Annotated in this window: 9 protein-coding genes; 2 read left to right on the top strand and 7 right to left on the bottom strand. The window is 72.5% G+C overall.

The features are described 5' to 3' along the window. Positions 1-6: 6 nt before the first annotated feature. Complete coding sequence (locus OG718_RS30565; RefSeq protein WP_328845710.1) at positions 7-435, bottom strand: DUF3052 domain-containing protein; 429 nt, start codon at positions 433-435, stop codon at positions 7-9. A gap of 197 nt (positions 436-632) precedes the next feature. On the opposite strand from OG718_RS30565, the gene OG718_RS30560 reads away from it, so the two are divergent. Then, a complete protein-coding gene (locus OG718_RS30560) occupies positions 633-1,580 on the top strand; it encodes a M56 family metallopeptidase (protein ID WP_143640349.1) in 948 nt (315 codons plus the stop codon). A gap of 200 nt (positions 1,581-1,780) precedes the next feature. Beyond that, complete coding sequence (locus OG718_RS30555; protein WP_328845708.1) at positions 1,781-4,570, top strand: hypothetical protein; 2,790 nt, start codon at positions 1,781-1,783, stop codon at positions 4,568-4,570. A gap of 92 nt (positions 4,571-4,662) precedes the next feature. Here the strand turns inward: OG718_RS30555 and OG718_RS30550 are convergent, their stop codons facing one another. From OG718_RS30550 to OG718_RS30525, 6 genes are all read right to left on the bottom strand, one after another. After that, a complete protein-coding gene (locus OG718_RS30550; protein WP_328845707.1) occupies positions 4,663-6,567 on the bottom strand; it encodes an amino acid adenylation domain-containing protein in 1,905 nt (634 codons plus the stop codon). 53 nt (positions 6,568-6,620) lie between these two features. Beyond that, on the bottom strand, positions 6,621-7,403 hold the full coding sequence (locus tag OG718_RS30545; protein WP_328845706.1) for a thioesterase II family protein: 783 nt from the start codon (positions 7,401-7,403) through the stop codon (positions 6,621-6,623). A gap of 90 nt (positions 7,404-7,493) precedes the next feature. Then, complete coding sequence (locus OG718_RS30540; RefSeq protein WP_143640340.1) at positions 7,494-8,798, bottom strand: M18 family aminopeptidase; 1,305 nt, start codon at positions 8,796-8,798, stop codon at positions 7,494-7,496. After that, entirely contained in the window at positions 8,795-14,650 is a 5,856-nt protein-coding gene (locus tag OG718_RS30535) for a MupA/Atu3671 family FMN-dependent luciferase-like monooxygenase (protein ID WP_328845705.1), read from the bottom strand. The genes OG718_RS30540 and OG718_RS30535 overlap by 4 nt, the downstream gene beginning before the upstream one ends. After that, entirely contained in the window at positions 14,647-18,087 is a 3,441-nt protein-coding gene (locus OG718_RS30530; protein ID WP_328845704.1) for a type I polyketide synthase, read from the bottom strand. Before OG718_RS30530 ends, OG718_RS30535 begins: the two co-directional genes overlap by 4 nt. Further along, positions 18,032-19,438 (bottom strand): MFS transporter, encoded by a 1,407-nt coding sequence (locus tag OG718_RS30525; RefSeq protein ID WP_328845703.1) that lies wholly within the window; start codon positions 19,436-19,438, stop codon positions 18,032-18,034. The genes OG718_RS30530 and OG718_RS30525 overlap by 56 nt, the downstream gene beginning before the upstream one ends. Positions 19,439-19,454: the final 16 nt, after the last annotated feature.

Here is a 19,454-nt window from a genome sequence, read left to right as displayed (position 1 = left end):
GACTCTTCAAATACGCCGATTCTCCCTGCGGCGTACGAACTTCAGCCCGGACCAGTCGTCCCCGAGCGCGGCGACCTTCACATCCACGACACCCAGTGGCAGGAACAGCTCCCGCAGCCCGTTCTCGGTGATGTCGCTGACGTGGCCGGCGGCCTTCCGCGGCCAGGCGATCCAGAGCATCGCGGAGTCGGCGAGCGCCTCGACGAGGCCGGGTCCCTCGGCGGCCAGGAGGGCCGCCTCCCGGTAGAAGGCCAGGGTGACGTCCGCCCCCTTCGGCCCTCCTTCGGCAACCTCGCAGCCCTCGGGCAGCCCGGGGATCGCCCACCCCTCCCCCGGCGCGTGCAGCAACCGCACCCGCTGCCCGGCCTTGATCCCGATCTTCTTGGCCGGCGGCGTACCGGAGTACCCGCCACTCACCGCGCCGCCACCGTCCATGCGTCCATGGTTACTCGCGGTTCGCCGTCGTGCCGCTCATTGCCCTCATGGCCCCGGTGGCAGGTAGCGTGTCCACGGCCGCTTCCCGAAGGAGCCCGCGACATGACCGTCCGCCCCGCACGGCTCACCGCCGTCCCCGCGACCACGGGCGGCACGTTCACCACGGCACGGCCGGCGGACGAGAGGTACCCCGCGACATGACCGTATCGATCTCCCTCCTCCTGATGGCGGTCGTCGCCCTGGCGGCCGCGGTCGCGGCGCCCCGTGTCCTGACCCGTGCGGTCTGGCCCGACCGGGAGCCCGTGCTCGCGCTGTGGGTGTGGCAGTGCCTGGTCGCCACCGTGCTGCTCTGCTGTCTGACGTCGCTCGTGCTGAGTGCCTCGGCGGTCTTCCACACCGTCCGTGTCCATGTCTTCGCGCCCGCGCCGCCCAGGGTCACCGCGGCGTACGACCTGGCCGCCGCCCCGCCCTGGACCACCGCGCTGACGCTGCTGCTGGCCGGCGGTGCCGCCTGGACCACGGCCATGCTCGCGCGGGAGGTGACGGAGGCCCGCAGGCGAGGCCGGCTGCGCCGCGCGCACCTGCGCGAACGCGCCCCCGAGCTGCCGGCCGGGCTCAGCGACTCCCGCGGCCCGCTCCTCGTGCTGGAGGACGAGTACCCGGACGCCTGGTGGATGCCGGGCAGCCCGCCCCAGCTCGTCGTCACCACGGGCGCCCTGCAGCGCCTCACCGACCACCAGCTGGACGCCATCCAGGCCCACGAGCTGGGTCACGCCCGGGCCCGCCACGACTGGCTCCTGCACCTCTCCCAGGCGCTGGCCTCCGGCTTCCCCGGCATCCCGCTCTTCACCCACTTCCGCGACCAGACCCATCGCCTGGTCGAGCTCTCCGCCGACGACACGGCCTCCCGGAGCTGCGGTCACCTCACCACGGCCCTCGCGCTGATCGAGCTGAACCAGCACCGGGGCGTCCTGTCCTGCGCCACTCCCCGCCCCCTGCTCCACCAGCGGGTGGAACGCCTCCTGGACCCGCCGCCCCGCCTGCCCCGGACCCACCGCCGCGGTACGACGACGGCCGCCGCCCTGGCCCCGCTCATCCCGCTGCTCATCGCCTTCGGCCCGGCCCTGGCGACGCTCGGCTCCTAGGGCCTGCCTGACGGCCCCGCGCCGGGCCAACTCCACTTCTCCGGGCTCCACTTGAGGCACACGCTTGCCTCGACCGGACGTCCATTCCGAGCAACCCTGTGGCCTCGATTCTCATCTTCTTCTCAGGGACGAGAGAGATGCCCGGGACACCTGGGGCAACTGAGGTGCCCGGGCGCGGAGCCAACAGGAGGAGAAGGACGTTGATCCATGCCCGGCGCACATTGGTCGCCGCCGCCGCGTTGTTGGGGGTGGTGGTGGGGTCGCAAGGAGTGGCGCAGGCCCGGCCGGCCGCCGAACCCGCACCGCCCGCGGCCTCGGCCGACCCCGACGGCAGACTGCCGGCGGGCTGGCAGATCACCGGAACGAGATCCGGTCAGCACCTGACCTGGCGCTCGGCCACACCGGTGCCCATGGGAGACGCCGCCGTCGAGTTCTACTCCGGCGACCGGCTGCTGGGCCGGCCCCTCGCCGCCAAGGACGGGCACACGTTCAGCCTGGCCCTCCAGGGCGTGGAACCCGGGCCGGCGAAGGACCTCCAGGTACGGGCAGCCGGCCGCCGCCTCGACGAGGCCGGCATCGAGGCCGACTCGCAACGGCGACGCTCCAAGGCGCCGGTGAAGCCGTCGGCCCTGCCGCCCGCCAACCCCGTGGACCCCGGCGTCCCCGGCCCGTACCGCACGGTCAGCGGCGAGTACGAGCTGAAGTCCGTGAAGCTGCCCGACTTCCCCGAACCGGTGGAGATGCGCGCGGCCGTGGTCGCACCGGCCGGAGCCCAGGGCAAGCGCCCGCTGGCCCTCTTCCTGCACGGCCGGCACCCCACCTGCTACACCGGGGGCCCGGAGGGCGAGTTCGTCGGCGACTGGCCCTGCCCCACCGACTCGAAGCCGGTACCGAGTCACCGCGGCTATCTGCACGACCAGAAGCTGCTGGCGTCCCAGGGCTATGTGACGGTGTCCATATCCGCCAACGGCGTCAACGGGCAGGACTTCGCGGCGGAGGACGGCGGAGCGCAGGCCCGCTCGTCCCTCGTGCGGCAGCATCTCGCCCGCTGGGCCAACTGGTCGGGCGCCGGACGGACTTCGGCACCGGCGATCGTACGGAAGTCGGCGCGGGCCGACCTGTCGCGCGTACTCCTGGTCGGTCACTCGCGGGGCGGCGAGGGCGTGAACCGGGCCGCGATGGACAGCCTCTCGAAGCCTCCCGCCGACCGGGACGGCTACCGGGGTCCGGTGCGCTGGAAGATACGGGGGACCGTCCTCATCGGCCCCACCATCTTCGGGCAGAACCCCGCTCCCGAGGTGCCGTCGATGACGATCCTGCCCGGCTGCGACGGCGACGTGTCCGATCTGCAGGGTGAGATCTTCGTGGACGGGACACGCGGTGTCAGCCGTGGTGCCGCCCTGCACAGCGCGGTCTACATGGTCGGCGCCAACCACAACTACTTCAACACCGAGTGGACGCCGGGCCAGGCCGAGGCGCCCGCCAACGACGACTTCTGGGACGACGAGGAGTCGCCGGACGCGGTGTGCACGCCGGGCGCCGCGACGCGCCTGACCGCCAAGCAGCAGCAGGCCGCCGGCTCCACCTACACAGCCGCCGCCGCCCGGGCGTTCGTCGCGGGCGACGACCGGGTCCGGCCGCTGCTGGACGGCTCCGGCGTACGCGCGGAGTCCGCGGGTCCCGCCCGCGTCCTCACCCACGCCGTCGGTGCCCGTCGCGCCGGCGCGTTCCTGCCGGACCCCTCGGTGAAGGTGGACGGCGGCAGGCTGTGCGAGCAGGTCGACCCCGACCCGGCGACGAGCTGCCTCAACCCCGACGAGCCCGGCGCGTCACCGCACTTCGCCGGCTGGGAGACCGACCGGGAGCAGGGCCGTAACGCCGTGGCGCTCGACTGGTCGGCGCCGGGTTCCCCGGTACGGGTACAGCCCGCGCAACCGGTCTCCGTGACCGGAGCCAAGTCGCTGGCCCTGCGGGTCATCGTGCCCCCGAACACCACCGGCACCCGCATGGACGTGTCCCTCACCGACACCGCGGGCCGACGGGCGACGCTCGGCGGCCTCCGCCTCGACGGACTCCCGGGCACCGAGCGGACGACCTCGTACTGGGGCCAGGAGGTACGCGTCCCGCTGACCGCCGCGACCGCGGCCGGGCTGGACCTGAAGAAGGTGAAGTCCCTCGAACTGACTCCTCGCAGCGGATCCGGAAAGGCGTGGCTGATCGACGCCTGGGGCTGGCGCCCCGGCATGGCGGACGTACGGCCGGTCTCGCTGCCGCGCGTCGACATCGGCCGGCTGACCGCCGACGAGGGCGACTCCGGGGTCAGGACCTACCAGGTGCCGGTACGGCTCTCCGGGCAGGGCAGTGGCCAGATCCGGCTCTTCGTCTCGGACCCCGAGACGCGTGAGACCACGTCCCGGGTGGTGACGGTGCGCCCCGGCGGCGAAGGCATCGACGTCCCTGTCGACGTGCCCGGCAACACCCGCTACAGCTACGGCACGGCGTACAACGTGTTCGCCAAGGCCGTCCACGACACGGTGGTCGGCAACCACCTCGGCGGCGTGACCGTGAAGGACGACGACCCGATGCCCACGTTCAGCGTGACGCCGGTCCCGAACCGGGTCACCGAGGGCCAGAGCCTGAAGTGGCGGATCACCCAGTCCGCGGTCGCCGACACGGAGATCTGGATCGACTCCGCGTTCGCGCCGGTCGACGGCGCCGAACTGTCCACCACCGACGTCGACCCGGCCTGGCTCGACGAGACCACCGGTGAGTCACCGGCCCCCTCCCGGCCGCTGTCCTCACTGGAAGGGCTCTATCTGCCCCTCGCCATCCCCCAGGGCGAGCTGAGCACCGACGTGACCGTTCCCGTCGTCGCGGACGGCGTGAGCGAGCCGGAGGAGTCGCTGCGGATCCAGCTGTCCCTCTGGAAGGAGGACGGCGAGCAGGTGGAGGGGCCGGTGCTCGACGGCACGGTGGTGGACGCGCCGTAGCAGCTCGGTACGAACCAGACGCGGGGGCCCGGAAGTTCCGGGCCCCCGTATCGCGCTCCCGGGGCTCCATGGACTCCCCGGAACTCCCGGGTTCAGTCCGTGGGTCCGAGAGACATGATGCGGCGCAGTTCCGCGCTGAACTCGGCCGCTGTCGGCTCCAGCAGCAGCGCCGCCAGGGGGATGTCCGTCCGCAGCCGTTCCCGGAGGGTCTCGACGACGCGCAGCACCTTGAAGGAATCCCCGCCCAGGTCGAAGAAGTCGTCGTCCCGGCCGACGGCGGAGACCTGGAGGACCTCGCACCACACCTCGGAGACGACGCTCTCCACATCCGGATGCGCGTCCATGTCGGCTCCCGCGTCCGCAGCCGCTTCGGCGGGCGCACGGTGTACGGGCCGCGCGGGCGTGGATTCGGCCGACCGCTTCGCCGCCCAGGTCTCCAGGAGACGGCGGTCGAGCTTGCCGTTCGGCGTCAGCGGCAGTTCGTCCGCCACCTCGATGGCCGACGGCACCATGTACGGCGGGAGCCAGATCCGCAGAGCCTCGCGTACGGACGACGGCAGGCTGCCCGGTGCCACACCCTTCTCGGGCACCACGAACGCGGCGAGACGCTTCTCGGCACCCGAGCCGTGCGCGACTACCGCCGCCTGCCGGACCCCCGTACAGCGCTTGGCGGTCTCCTCGATCTCGCCGGGCTCGATGCGGATGCCCCTGATCTTCACCTGCCGGTCGGCCCGGCCCAGGAACTCCAGCGCGCCGTCGGACCGCGCCCTGACCAGGTCGCCGGAACGGTAGAGGCGGCTGTCCGGGCTCACCGCGGGGGCGTCGGGAAAGCGCTCGGCGCCGAGGAAGCGCTCGGCGGTGAGTTCGGGCCGGTTCAGATAGCCGAGGGCGACGCCGGCGCCGCCGATGTAGAGCTCGCCGGGCTCCCCGTCGGGGACCGGAGCGCCGTTCTGGTCGAGGATCCACAGCTCGGTGTCCTGGATGGCGGGACCGATGAGCACGGTGTCGAGGTCGGGATCGCGCGGGCACAGCCAGGCCGTGCTGTAGATCGTGCACTCGCTGGGCCCGTAGATATTGGTGAGCGACGCGGTGGAGCGCGAGTGGAAGCGCTTGACCAGGTCGGGACCGAGCGGCTCGCCGCCGGTGAGCACCTGCCGCAGCCCGTCGTACCGCTCGGCGGGATCGCGGGTCAGCAGGAAGAGTTCGAGCTGGGACACGCCGAAGTAGACCGTCGTGACCCCCTGGTCGCGTATCAGCGCCGCGAGATGGTCCGCGTCGCGATGGCGGCCCGGGGCCGCGACGACGACGGTGGCGCCGGCGAGCAACGGCCAGTACAGCTCGCCGAGATACATGTCGAACGTGCACACCGTGTGGTGCATCATCCGGTCGCGCTCGTCCATGCGGTGCGTGGTCTGCAGGGCCGTGATCCGTGAGACGAGAGCGCGGTGGCTGATCAGCGAGGCCTTGGGGCGGCCCGTGGACCCGGACGTGTAGATGACGGCGACGGGGTCGTCCGCCGACGCATTCCCCCGTACCGGTTCGGGTGTCGGCGGGTACGTGGCGCACTCCTCGTCCGTCAGGACGATCAGGTCCGACAGGCCCGGCACGTCCGAAAAGCGGTCGCGCAGCGCGGAGTCGGTGAGCACGGCCCGGGGCTCGCAGTCCTGGACGGCCCGCAGGATCCGCCGCGGCGGGTCGTCCACGCCGAGTGCCGCGTGGGCGGCGCCCGCGAACATCGCGCCCAGCACGGCCACCACGAACTCGACGGAGCGCTCGTGATGGATCACGACGCGGTCGCCGGCCCGTACGCCGTGCGCGCGAAGGGCCGCGGCGGTCCGCAGGACCCGTTCCCTCAACTCGCCCACGGTGACGACGGTGTCGCCGGAGACGATCGCGGGGAGGGCGGGATCGCGCTCCCACCGTTCGAGCAGGAGTGCGTCGAGCCGGTGGTCCGTATCGGCCGACGGGTGGTCGGCGGAGGCCTGGACGGTCGTCATGGAGGTCAACCTCGGTCGGTCCGGGTGCGGGATCGGTCGGTCCGGTGCGGGAGTCAGGACTGTTCTGCCGCGAACTGGTCGAGATTGCCGACGAGGGCGTCCACCACCAGGGCGGGACTCTCCGTGAGCAGCATGTGTCCGCCCGGCAGCCAGACACTGCGGGTGTTCTCGCTGAACAGGGCCCAGTCGGCGGTCCGTTCGTCGGGGCACAGCGGGTCCTCGTCCCCGAACACGGTGAGGAGCGGGCACCGGAGAAGGGGGTCGGGGCCCGACGAGTAGTCCTCGACGGCACGGATGTCCGCCACGATCGTCGGCAGCACCAGTTCGAGCATCTGCTCGTTGGCGGCAAGCCGTTCCGGGACTCCGCCGAACCCGTCGAGGATCGCCAGTACGTCGTCGGTGGCGTCCGTGTCGCGCAGCAACCGGCGCTCGGGGTCCGGCTTCTCGGTCACCGCCCACTGCGAGACGGCCACCATGCCGGCGACGCGGACGCTGTCGTCCCGCTGCAGTGCGCGCACGGCTTCCAGGCCGACGATCGCCCCGAAGCACACCCCGACGACGACCAACGGGGCGGTGCCGGGCAGCGCACGAGCCGTGGCCACGACGTCTTCGACCAGACCGGGCATGTCCGGAACGCTCTCCCGGATACGCGTCTCCCTGCCGGGCAGCCGGGCCGTGGCCACCAGCCAGTCGGCCGGAGCGTGCTCCGCGAAGCCCTGGCCGCTCGCCGCCCCGGCGCCGGCGTGCGGAACGATCAGCACGCGCAACGAGGCGTCCTGCGGGTCGGCGCCCTTGAGGGCGAAGGTCTTTGCCGACAACGTTCTGTCACTCTCCATGCCTGGTGTTCGGTGCCTGGTGTTCGGTGCCTGATGTCCGATGCCTGATGTCCGCGCGCGGCTTCCGGCCTCTTGCGGACGGCCCCGCTCTCAGCTCGTCGTGACGAATTCGGCGAGCGCCTGTGCCAGATAGCCGGGGTCCCTGGCCCCGACGAGTTCCCGTGCGGAGTGCATGGACAGGCCGGGCACGCCCACGTCGACCGTCGTCACGCCCAGGCGGGCCGCGGTGATGGGCCCGATCGAAGTACCGCAGGGCATGGCGTTGTTGGACACGAACCGCTGCAACGGCACCCCGGCCCGCTCGCACGCGGCGGCGAACGCGGCGAGGCCTGTGCCGTCGGTGGCGTACCGCTGGTTGACGTTGACCTTCACCACGGGTCCGCCGTTGGGCAGCGGGTGGTTGTCCGGGTCGTGCCGCTCGCTGTAGTTGGGGTGGACCGCGTGGGACATGTCGGCCGAGACGCAGAGAGCGCCCGCGAGGGCCCGCGACCAGTCCTCGCCGCTGCCGCCGCGGGCGCCCACCGAGCGGTTCAGGACGCGCTCCAGGAGCGGGCTCTGGGCACCGGTCTCGGAGCCGCTGCCCACCTCTTCGTGGTCGAAGGCGGCGAGCACCGGAACCCGGAACGACTCGGCTCCGGCGTCCTGCGGCCAGGCTTCGGTCGCCGCCGTCAGCGCGGTGACTCCCGCGTGCACGGACACCAGGTTGTCCAGGCGCGACGACACCAGGAACTCGCGTTCCGCGCCCAGGTGTCCGGGTGCCTGGATGTCGTGCAGCATCAGGTCCCAGCCGAGGATCTCCGTGGGTTCCAGATCCGCCTCGTACGCGATCCGGCGCAGCAGCGCGCCCTGTTCCGGTCTGCCCAGGGACCAGATCGGCTGGGTCTGGCGCTGGCGGTCCAGGGCCATGGACTCGTTGACCGAGCGGTCGAGATGGATGGCCAACTGCGGTACGCGGAACAGCGGTTCGTCGACCTTGACGAGAGTGGAGCTGCCGTCGCGCAGCGTGAGACGCCCCGAGATGCCCAGATCGCGGTCGAGCCACGTGTTGAGCGGAACGCCTCCGTAGATCTCCACGGCGACCTGCCGCCACCCCGCGGAACCGGTGTCGGGCCTCGGCTTGACCCGCAGGTTGGGCGAGTCGGTGTGCGCGCCGACGATCCGGAAGGGGGTGTGGGCGGGCGCGCCCTCGGGGACGTACCAGGCGATGAGCGCACCACCCCGGGCGACGAAACAGCCGCCGCTGCGCCCCGTCCACTCCTCGGTCTCGCTCAGCTCCGTGAAGCCCGCCTTCTCCAGGCGGCGCGCGGCCTGGGACACGGCGTGGTAGGGCGAGGAGCTGCCCTGGAGGAAGGCGAGCAGGTCCTCGGTGTGGCTGGGGTCGGTGGCCAGGGTCATTCGGCGTCCGCCTTCCGGGGCGTTGTGTGCGTGTCGAGCAGTGCGGCGACCGGGCGGTCGGGCTGCGCGCACAAGTCTCCGATCATCGAGACGTACTCGGCGAGCAGGTCTTCGGCCGATTCCCGATCCCAGAGATCGGCCGAATACTCCAGGAAGGTCCGGTAGCCGAGGCCCGGATCGCGACGCGGCGCGAGACCGAAGACCAGCTCGGCCCGGGCGACCGGCGGGGCCACGTCCTCCACCTCGACGTCGAGGCCGGGGATCTCGATGTCGGAGTCGGCGTAGTTCTGGAAGGCGAGGCCGTTCGGCACCCGGTCGGGGACCTCGGTCGCGCCCGCGTCGCGCATCGCCTGGAGGATGCGGGCGGTGGGCAGCACGTTCGCCATGATTCCGAGGGCGCCCGCACCGGTACGGGTCACCAGCTCGGCGACGGTCTCGGCCGGGTCGATCCGCACCCGGACGAGGACGGCCGTGGAGACCACCGACACGAGCGACTCGCAGTCCAGGTCCTCGCGGTTGGCGTACGGGACGCTGAGCAGGACGTCCCGCTCCCCGGAGAGCCGGGCGAGGTGGATGCCGAGTGCGGCGGCCGCCACCGCGAACGGCGTCACATGCCGGTCCGCCGCCAACTTCTCCATCGCGGCACGGAGTTCGCCGGAGGCGGCCCCGCGCGCCGTGCCGCCGTCGCCGCTCAGCCGCTCGGGCCTGGGGCGGTCGGTCGGGGTGTCGAGCCGGCACGGCACCCCCTCCAGGTAGTCGGCGCAGTGTGCGGCCCGCCGGTCCTCGGCCGACGGGTCCTTCGACTCCAGCTGACGGCGGGCGTAGTGCGTGGCCTGGGCCGGGGGCGCGTCGAGTGCGTGCGCGGTACCGGCCGCGGCCGCCGTGTAGAGCGCGGCCAGCTCCGCCAGGAGCACGGAGTGGGCCCAGCCGTCGGCGCAGATGTGGTGCATGACGAACATCAGCACCCACTCGTCGGGCTCGACCCGCAGCAGCCTCAGCCGGGGCAGCGTCGGACGGGTGAGGTCGACGGGCACCGCGGCCATCGCGCGGCACACCTTGTCGACGCGGGCGGCACGCTTCCCGGGTTCGAGGCGGGTGAGGTCGTCGATCTGCAGCCGCAGCGGCGGCGCGGCGACCACCTCCTGCCACCAGACTCCTTCGCCGCCTCCACCCCCGCCCCCGTCTCCGTCTCCGTCCCGCACGAAGCGGGTACGCAACGAGTGGTGGCGCTCGATCAGTTCGGCGAGGGCGGAGCGCAGGGCGTCCGGGTCCAGGGCGCCCCGGAAGCGGATCCTGGTCGGCACGTTCCAGACCTGCGCCTGGGGAACGGCGTAGTGACCCGCGATCATCCGGTTCTGCTGGTCGCTCGCGGGGGCTCGGTCGATGACCTGGGCGTCGTCGGAAAGGGCGGGCGGAGCCACTTCGGCCACGGCTTCGGGTTCGGCTTCGGTCGCGGAGGCGTTGGCGGGCTCCTGGGGGCCCTCGACGCCGAGTTGACGTGCCATCGCGCCCAAGGTCGCGTCCGCGAAGAAGTCCGCGAGGCTTATGTCCACGTGCAGCGCGTCGCGTACGCGGTTGACTAGCCTGATCGCCGCGATCGAATTGCCGCTGAGATCGAAGAAGTTGGAGTCGTCGGCCACGTCGTCGACGTCGAGGACCGACTTCCAGACGGTACGGAGCGTCTCCAGGACGGAGGGCGCCGATGAGGCGGAGGCGGACACGGTCGCGGTCGCGGTTGTCGGCATGACGTCCACGGGCTCCGGCCGCACGGCGGTGTCCCGTACGAGCACCGCGTCGCCCGACACCATGGCACCCAGGATCCGGTCGAGATCGCCCAGACAGTCCCGTACCGTCGCCGCGTCGAAGAGATCGGCGTCGTAGCGGATGCGCAGCCGCAGCCCCGAACCCGTACGGACGGCCATCAACCCCATCTCCAGCGGCGCCGATTCGGAACCGCCGTCGATCGCTTCGGCGTACAGCCCCGGCAGCCGGATCCCGGCCAGCGGAGCGGTGTCCAGGTCCGCCGAGACGGTGATCAGCGGGCGCGGGTTGCCGGGGTCGGGGTTGACGGCGGCGAGGAGCGCGTCCAGGTCGACGTGTTGATGGGCGTCCGCCGTGAACAGCGCGTCCCGGGTGGCCCGTACGGCGTCGGTCAGCGGTGTCGACTCCGTCAGTGTGGCCCGCAGCGGAAGGAGCGCGACATGGAATCCCACCGTGCCGGCGGTCTCCGGGGTGCGCCGCCCGAAGGTCGATCCCACGACGAACTCGTCCTGGCCCGAGCGCTCGCGCAGCACCAGCTGCCAGGCGGTGAGGAGCGTGGCGAAGAGCGTGACGCCCTGTCGCCCGCTCCATTCCTGCAGTGCCGCCGTGCGAACTCCGTCGAGGCGGATCTCGGCGGCCGCCCCGCTGCCTGCCACGCGACGGCCGCGTGGGCGTCGGGTGGGCAGCGCGGGCACCGGTGGCAGCGGGTCGAGGTTCCGCCGCCACCACTCCAGGTCGGCAGGGTCCCGGCCGGGTTCGGCGGCGCCGACCGTCGTGCCCGCGGGCGCCTCGAACCGCGCGGGACGGCCCTCGACCGCGGCCTTGTAGAACTCCTCCAGGTCGCCCGCGAGGATTCCGGCCGAGTGCGCGTCGGTGACGATGTGATGCAGACCGAGCACGAGTACATGGTCGTCGTCGGCGAGCGTCAGGAGCCGTGGGGTGAACAGCGGCCCCTCGGCAAGGTCGTACGGCCGCGAGCTCTCCTCCCGCAGCACCGCCGCGACGGCCTCGTCGGGCTCCGGCGCCTGGGAATCGGTCGACTGGCTTCTGGCATCGGTCACTTGGAGCGGAACGCGCATCCCGTGCCGTACGACCTGCAGTACGGTCTCGTCGCCGCCGCCCGGGCGGAACACGGTCCGCAGGCCCGCGTGCCGCTCGACCAGCCCGTCGACCGCGTCGGCCAGCGCCTCCCCGTCCAGCGGGCCGCGCAGCCGGACCGCCTGGATCTCGTTGTACGCGGCCGGGTCGCCGATCAGTTGGGAGGCGAGCCAGACCCGGCGCTGGGCGTCGGTCGCGGGCGCGGAGACATCGGCGCCGGGACTGTCCGCCACGGCCCCCGCCGCGCCCTGGTGGCGCTCGCGCAGCACGTCGAGGTGTTCGAGCCCGGAGCGCATCAGGTCGGCGGGCATGCCGAAGTCGACGAGCGCGGCGATCTCGTCGACGCCCGCCTCGTACAGCGCGTCCACCACGGGCGCGCAGGTCTCCGGTGTACCGATCAGGGCCCGCTCGTCGCAGTACCCGTCGTAGGCCCGGCGGAAGAGGTACTCCAGGTCCTCCTCGCTCGCCGTGGCCACGTCCCGCGGATCGCCGCCCAGCGTGCTCGCGGCGGAGCGCATCTGCAGCGAGGAGCGCAGGTAGCGGGTCATCGGCTCCAGCGCCTGGGCGCGCGCCGTCGTGTGGTCGTCGCCGAGGTAGGTGTGCAGGAGCACGGTCACCCGGCCGGTGTCGGGGTCGAGGCCGTGCTGCTCGCGGGCCTTGCGGTAGTGGCCGATGTTCTCGGCGAGTTCGGCGACGGTCTGGTTCATCAGGTTGGTGACGATGCCCAGACCGCGCCGCGCCGCCTCCTCGTACGACTCCCGCCGTCCCGAGGTGGCGAGGAACATGGGCGGCATGTCCTGCACGGGGCGCGGGTGGATACGTACCGCGGTCTCCCCGCCGTCCCCGGTCCGCCGCGACAGCGTGCCGCCGCCCCACAGCGTCCGTACGTCGTCGAGGTGGGCGAAGCCGATCTCCTTGCGGCGGGCGAAGCGGTCCGGGTGGAGGGCGAAGTCCTGCGCGTGCCAGCCGGTGGCGCAGCCGATGCCGACCCGGCCGCCGGAGAGGTTGTCGACGACCGACCACTCCTCGGCGATCCGGACGGGGTCGTGCAGCGGCAGTACGACGGAACCCGCGTTCAGCCGGATCCGGCCGGTCTCCCGGGCCAGCGCGGCCGCGAGCACGGACGGGTTGGGGAAGAGACCGCCGAAGGAGTGGAAGTGCCGCTCAGGCACCCAGAGGGAACTGAAGCCCCGCTCGTCGGCGAAGCGGGCCGTCTCCACGATGCGGTCGTAGGCGTCGGAGGGGCGGGGTGCGCTCGGCCGGCCGTCCGCGGCGCCGTCCGTGTCGGCATCCGGGTAGTCGCCGAAGAAGTACACGCCGAAATCGGCGGCCGGGCGGGGGCGCGTCGCCTTCGGCCCCGACTGCGACTGCGACTGCTGACGCAGGCCGGGGCTCTGGCTGGGGTTCGTGCTGGGGCTCGGGCGGGTCGTGGGGAAGAAGCCGCCCTCGCGCAGGGCTCGCAGGGAGTCCTTCACGGCGTCCGAGACACGCTCGACGTCCGCGTCGGTGTGGGCGGTGGACAGATAGAAACTGCGCCACTCCCACACGTAGATTCCGCGCAACAGCAGGTGCTGGTAGAGCAGTTCCATGTCGGCCCGGTGCGTGAACCGGAACATGGACCCGAAGTGGCTGAGTTCCAGGGGGAATTCCTCGGCCCTGAAGAACTCGTTCAAGCCTTCGGCCAGGGCGTCGGTGCGGGCGTTGAGCCGTTCCTGGAGGGCGGGGCCCTCGGCGGCGAGATGGGTGAGGACCGCCTTGGCCGCCGCCATGGACAGCGGGTGCTGCATGTACGTACCGCCGAAGAAGGTGGTCTCGGTCTCCGGGCGGCTGTCGTCGCCGTACCGCCAGAAGCCGCCGTCGACCCCGTCCAGGATGTCGGCGCGGCCCGCGATCGCGCCGATCGGGAAGCCGCTGCCGAGCGCCTTGCCGTAGGTGGCGAGGTCCGGGACGACGCCGAAGTGGTGCTGGGCGCCGCGCGGATGGGGGCGCAGGCCGGTGAGCATCTCGTCGAAGAGGAGCACGATGCCGCGGCGCCGCGTGAGGTCACGCAGTTCCCTCAGGAACGCGACCGGGCGCAGGGCGGGGTTGCGGCACTGGACGGGCTCGACGAGGACCGCCGCGATGGTGTCGCCGAGCGCGTCGACGGTGTCGAGGGCTTCCTGGCTGCCGTATTCGAGGACGATCAGCTCGGAGACGGCGCTGTGCGGGATGCCGTGCGAGACGGGTACGGCGCGAACGCCGTCCGGTCCCGGGCGGCCGAGCACGGAGTCGATGTGGCCGTGGTACGAACCGCGGAACATGACGACGCGGTCGCGGCCGGTGGCGGCGCGGGCGAGCCGGACGGCGGCGGAGTTGGCCTCGGTGCCGGAGCCCGCGAACGCCACACGCTCCATGCCCGACAAGTCGGCGAGCAGCTCGGCGACTTCACCGGCCTCGACCGGCCGGGGGCCGAAGCGCAGGCCCTGGGCGAGGTGCTCCCGTACGGCCTCGGTGACGACCTCCGGCTCATGGCCGAGCAGCAGGGCGCCGAAGCCCATGGTGATGTCGGTGTACTCGTTGCCGTCCACGTCGGTCAGGCGCGCACCCCCGGCCGAGCGCGCCGCGAGCGGGTACAGCGTCTCCTTCGTGGAGCGCCGGAACCCGACGACGGCCCGGCTGTCGGCGAGCACGGCACGCTGCCGCTGGGCCAACTCCTTGGAGGTACGGGTCCGTTCGGCCAGCCTGCGCCCGAGCTCGACGGCGTGGGCCCGCTGACCGTCGTCGGCACCGGCACCGGCACCGTCGCCGACCATGCCGGAGCCTTCGGGGAGGGTTACACGGGGGCCGTGGAGGGTGGGTTCCGGGATCCCGGGTACGGAGGTGGGGCCGGCGGTGGGAGCAGGGGGCGAGGCGGGTCCGGGGGGCGCCGCCGCCGTGTGTCGTTTGGCCGCCGCGAGTTGTGCCGTCAGTTTCCGGGAGAGTTCCGCGGCCCGGTCCGCCGCCGTCGCGCTCATCGGGCACGCTCGGCGCCGAGCAGGGCTATCGCCTCGGAGAGCTGGGTCAGCATGGCCGCCTGCGTCTCGGCGAGCAGATCGATCTGCCGGCGGAGTTCGGCGACCTCGGAGCGGAGCGCGTACTCCGGGCCTGCGTGTGCGGGGCCGACGGGCGCCGCCGGGTTCACGGGTGCCGGGGCCGTCGCCGTCGCGGGCGCTGGGGTAGGCACCGCCAGTGGGGCAGGCACGGCCGCAGGCGCGAGCGCGGGCCCTACGGCAAGGGCCGCCCCTGAGGCAAGCCCAGAGGCAGGAGCAGCCGCGGGGGCCGCCGGGGCAGGCGCGGGTTCCGTGTCGGCGCCGGCCGGCCCGGCCTCCGGCCGCGGAGCCTGCCGCCCCGCTCGCGCGGCGATCAGACGGGCCGTGAGTTCCGGAGTGCCCGCCTCCTCAAGGATCTCCCGGACGGACGTCCGCACGCCGAACTCGCTCTCCAACTGCCGCAGCAACCCGATGAGTTGCAGCGAGTCCGCACCGAGGCCGACGAACGTCTGCCCGGCGCCGAGCTCGTCGGCACGGTAGCCGAGATGCCGGGCCGTGAGCTCCCGTACCCGTACGAGTACTGCCTGTTCGGTCATGCCGTCCTCCACGGAACCTTCCTCTGCAGGTAATCGGTCCGTTCCCGGACCGGGGTGCGGTGGCGGGCCGGTCCAGTACGACCGGTGCTGGAACGGGTAGAGGGGCAGCGGAATCCGGCGTCCCCCGCAGCCGTCCAGGAGCGCCGCCCAGTCGAGGTCCACCCCGGCACAGTGCAGTCGGGCGACCGCCGTCCACAGACCGTCGGTGTCGGCGCCGCGGCCCTGCGTCGGCACGCAGAGGGTTTCCGGCACGGCACGGCGGGCCATGCCGGTCAGCGGCGCACCGGGCCCCAGTTCGACCAGGACGGCCCTGGGCGCGAGCGTGCGCAGCACGGCATGGAAGTCCGCGGTGTGCCGCGCCTGCCGTACGAGGTGGTCGGCGTCGGGCAGCCAGCCCACGGGATACGCCGTACCGTCCAGTCCACTCACGAACTCCACCTGTACGGGCCGGAGTTCGGCCTTGTCCGCGGCGGCGCGCAGTTCGTCGAGCATCGGGTCGAGCAGCGCCGTGTGGAAGGCACGGTCGACGGGGAGCGGCTCGCCTGCCACATCGTGCTCGGCCAGCCAGGCCCGGGCCGCCTCGACCGCGGCCGGTGGACCGGCGACGACGTGGTGCGCGGGACCGTTGGACACCGCCAGTTCGAGACGCCCGTACCGCGTCGCGTCGATGTCCCCGAGCAACCGCCGTACGTGCTCCGGCGGGGCGAACACGGCCAGCATCGCGCCGGGTTCGGTGTCCTGCATGAGCCGGCCCCTGCGGCAGACGAGCCGCATGCCGTCCTCCGGCGACAGGGCTCCCGCGACGCACAGAGCCGCGTACTCGCCGACGCTGTGCCCGGCGACGGCCGACGGTCGCACACCGAACTCCTGCCAGAGCCGGGCTTGCGCCACTTGCAGGGCGAACAGCGCCGGCTGGGCGAAGTCGGTGTCCCACCGCTCCGGGCCCTCACCGCCGACGATCCGGTCGAGGAAGTCCGGTTCCCCGGTCTCCTCCTGGTGGATGCGGGCGCACCGCTCCAGGACGTCGGCCACCACGGGGAAGCGGGTGGCGAAGGCCCCGGCCATTCCGGGCCGGCCACCGCCCTGCCCGCTGAAGACGTACGCGGGTGCGACCGGGGTCGGGGTGTCCACGGTTCCGGTGTGGTACGCGGCGGTGGCAGGCGCGGGACGCCCCGGATCCGCCAGGAAGGCGTCGAGGCCGTGGACGAGCCCGCCGACAAGGTTGTCGACAACCTTGTCGGCCGGGCCTTCGACGGGTGGGGCAGCAGCCGGGGTGACAGCGGGTGCGGTGACGACCAGCCGGTGGCGCAGGTGGCGGCGCCCGAGCGCGGCCGTCGTGAGGAGATCGGCCGGTGCCATGTCCGGGCGCCGCACCAGGGCGTCGTGGAAGGAACGTGCGTACTCCTCCAGGGCTTCGTGGCTGTGCGCCGAGAGCGGCAGGAGTGCGGGCGCTGGGGCGCCGTCGCCCCGGGCCGTACCAACGGGGGCAGTCGGGGCCTCTTCCAGGATCACATGGGCGTTGGTGCCTCCCATCCCGATGGAGTGCACCCCCGCTCTCCGCGGCCCATCACCCGCCAACGGCCACGGCACGGCACGCCGAGGGAGCGTGAACGGGCTGTCCTCGACCCCCAGTTGAGGGTTGGGCCGGGTCAGGTTCACCAGCGGCGGGACGATGCCGTGCCGCAGCACCAGGATCGCCTTGACCAGCCCCGCGAGCCCTGCCGCGCTGTCCAGGTGCCCGATGGCGGGCTTGGTGGACCCGAGCGCGCAGAAGCCCCTGCGGTCCGTGTGCCGCCGGAACGCTTCGCTGAGCGCGGCGAATTCGATCGGATCGCCCTTGTAGGTGCCGGTGCCGTGCGCCTCCAGATAGCCGATCGTCTCGGCCCCGACACCCGCGCGGTCCAACGCCCCGAGCACCGCGTCGCGCTGGCCCGCGACACCCGGAGCGGCGAAACCCGCCTTGCCCGCACCGTCGTTGGTGACCGCGGAGCCCAGGATGACGGCGTGCACGGTGTCGCCGTCGGCGAGCGCGTTCGCCAGCGGTTTGAGGAGTACGGCGGCCACCCCGTTGCCGCCGACCGTGCCGTCCGCCGCGGCGTCGAAGGCCCTTACCGCACCGCTCCTGGAGATCGTCGAGCCCTTCACATGGCGGTGCCCGGTGACCTGCGGCAGATGCAGGGCGGCCGATCCCGCCAACATGAGGTCCGCGTCGCCCGCGAGCAGCGCCTGACAGGCCAGATGGACCGAGACGAGCCCGCTGGAACAGGCGGTCGCGACATTCACCGCCGGCCCGTCGAGTCCGAGCCGGAACGCGGCCCTGTTGGCGGTGAAGTCCGGGTAGTTGCCGACCTGGATCTGCTTCACCGTGGTCCAGTCGTCGCCGCGGCTCGACTCACCGATGTTGGAGGCCAGATAGCTGTGCAGCGAGTAGAGCCGATAGCCGACGCTGGCGTAGACCCCGATCCGTACGCCCCCGGACCGGCCGCTTCCACCCCCCTCGCTGCCGGCGTAGCCACCGTCCTCCAGCGCGTGATGGGCGCACTCCAGGAACAGCCGCTGCTGGGGGTCGGTGAGGGTGGCCTCCCGCCCGCTCATCCCGAAGAACCCGGCGTCGAAGCCGTCGATGCCGTGCAGCAGCGCGCTCGCCCCGGTGAAGTCCGGGTCCCGGTAGAGCTCCTCGGGCAGGCCCGCGGCGGCGAACTCGGCGTCCGTGAAGGGCCGTACGTGGGACACGCCGGACCGGATGTCGTGCCAGTACTCCTCGGGTGTGTCAGCCCCCGGAAACCTCAGCGCCATCCCGATGACCGCCACGCGCGGGTCCTGCACCGCTCTCCCCCTTTCTCTTCTTCCCCTCCCGCTCCTCGCTCCCCGGCACGGCTTCCTGCGCTTCCTGCGCTCCGCGTCCCCGCAGCACCCGGGCCACGTACACCAGGGCGAGGACGATGGCGGCACCGTGCGCGACGCCGACGACCGACAGCGGCGTGAAGACGTCGAGGGCCGCGGCGACCACGATCATGCCGACGCCGAAACCGAGGTTCTCCACCGTCGCGGAGAGCCCGAAGGCGTGGGTGCGCAGTGGGCTCGGCAGGGTCTGCAGATGCGAGGTGTACGACACCTCGGTCAGCCCGTCGGCCGCACCGGCCAGCAGCGCGACCACCACCGTCGCGGCCCAGGGAAGCCCGGCGAAGGCCAGGATGAAGGTGCCCGACATGGCGATGGTGCCGAGCCCGAAGCCCAGGGCACCGACCGAGCGTCCAGTCCGCTTGGTGTATCTCTGCAGTACCTGCTGGACAAGGACGTTGCCGAGCGCCCAGACACACCAGAAGACGCTGACGAACACGGCCGGGTTGTCGGCGTCGAGTTCGGTGGAGTACACGGGCAGCGCCGCGTTGTGCGAGGAGGACCCGAGCGCGTCGATACCACGCAGCGCCACCATCAGCCCGAGCACCGGAACCGCACCGAGCGCCACGAGCGCGGCAGGCACCCGACGCCGACGGGCCTCGCGGTCCTGCCCGCCGTCGCTCTCTTCTCCTTGGCTGCTCTGGCCGTCCTTCTCGTCACCGCTCTCGTCGTCGCTGCGCGCCGGGCTCATGGACATCGGGAGGAGCAGGACGGTCAGGGCACAGACCAGGAAGGTGGCCATGTCCACCAGGAAGGCCGCGGTGTAGCCGAGCAGCGACACCACCACGCCCGACGACGCGAACCCGGCCACCATCGCCATCGAACGCCCGCTGACCATCAGCGAGTTGGCCCAGGTGTGCCGCCCCTCGCCGACCATGTCCGGGATGGAACTGCGCAGCGTGACCATGAACAGCGTGCCCGAGGCCCCGACCACCGCGGAGACGGCGAACAGCGTGCCCGTACGGAATCCGTCGGGCGCCAGCACCAGCAGGAGCAGCGCCGCCGCCTGGGCCACGTTGGCCCAGAACATGACGCCCTTCGCGGTCCAGCGGGCCAGGACCGCCGCCGCGGCGAGGCCCGCGACGAACCCCGCGGCGAGCCGCACGGCCATGAACACACCAACGGCCAGCGCCCGGTCGGTGACCGCATACACGTACAGGCTGAGCGCAACGACGTTGAGGAAGGTGCCGTACGAGGAGATCGCGTAGCCGGTGACCAGGATCCGGTACCGGCGTTCCTGCAGCGCTGCCGTACCGGACGCCGTACCGGACGTCACGAACGAACCTGAGCCA

It is taken from the genome of Streptomyces sp. NBC_00258 (assembly GCF_036182465.1).
Lineage (GTDB): Bacteria > Actinomycetota > Actinomycetes > Streptomycetales > Streptomycetaceae > Streptomyces.
The sequence above is the reverse complement of the archived record's forward strand: the minus strand, read 5'-3'. Positions and strand labels throughout refer to the sequence as shown.

What these genes read in the sequence shown, in the direction of transcription:
- OG718_RS30565 (WP_328845710.1), bottom strand. Translation starts at nt 435, where the DNA reads ATGGACGGTGGCGGCGCGGTGAGTGGCGGGTACTCCGGTACGCCGCCG.
- OG718_RS30560 (WP_143640349.1), top strand. Translation starts at nt 633, where the DNA reads ATGACCGTATCGATCTCCCTCCTCCTGATGGCGGTCGTCGCCCTGGCG.
- OG718_RS30550 (WP_328845707.1), bottom strand. Translation starts at nt 6,567, where the DNA reads ATGACGACCGTCCAGGCCTCCGCCGACCACCCGTCGGCCGATACGGAC.
- OG718_RS30545 (WP_328845706.1), bottom strand. Translation starts at nt 7,403, where the DNA reads ATGGAGAGTGACAGAACGTTGTCGGCAAAGACCTTCGCCCTCAAGGGC.
- OG718_RS30540 (WP_143640340.1), bottom strand. Translation starts at nt 8,798, where the DNA reads ATGACCCTGGCCACCGACCCCAGCCACACCGAGGACCTGCTCGCCTTC.
- OG718_RS30535 (WP_328845705.1), bottom strand. Translation starts at nt 14,650, where the DNA reads ATGAGCGCGACGGCGGCGGACCGGGCCGCGGAACTCTCCCGGAAACTG.